The following is a 466-nucleotide window of genomic DNA, read 5'->3' as shown; positions in this document are numbered from 1 at the left end:
TGGCTTGCCGCGCGCGATTTCGGCAAGGCGCTGTTCATCGGCGGCGACTGGAAAGCCGCTGCCGGCGGCAAGACCTTCGAGACCAGCGAGCCGTCTTCCGGCAAGCTGCTGGCCGAGGTCTCGGACGCCAATGCCGCCGATATCGACGCGGCGGTTGCGGCCGCCGCCAAGGCGCTGCCGAAGTGGTCGGCAGCCTCAGGCTATCAGCGTGCCAAAGTACTCTATGCCATCGGCCGCGCCATGCAGCGGCATCAGCGCCTGTTCGCGGTGCTTGAGACTATCGACAACGGCAAGCCGATCCGCGAAAGCCGCGATATCGACGTGCCGCTGGCGATCCGCCATTTCATCCACCATGCCGGCTGGGCGCAGGCGCTGGACAGGGATTTCCCCGGCCATAGGGGTGTCGGCGTCGTCGGCCAGATCATCCCGTGGAACTTTCCGTTGCTGATGCTGGCCTGGAAGATCG

At 65.9% G+C, this 466-nt stretch carries 1 protein-coding gene; it reads left to right on the top strand.

Translation table 11 applies throughout. From position 1 onward, the window contains the following. Window positions 1–466, top strand: a 466-nt coding sequence (locus ENZ75_RS17810) for an aldehyde dehydrogenase family protein (RefSeq protein ID WP_128278214.1), incomplete at both ends; no start/stop codon positions are given.

The organism is Mesorhizobium sp. M7A.F.Ca.CA.002.04.1.1 (genome assembly GCF_004022805.1).
Lineage (GTDB): Bacteria > Pseudomonadota > Alphaproteobacteria > Rhizobiales > Rhizobiaceae > Mesorhizobium > Mesorhizobium ciceri.
The sequence above is the reverse complement of the archived record's forward strand: the minus strand, read 5'-3'. Positions and strand labels throughout refer to the sequence as shown.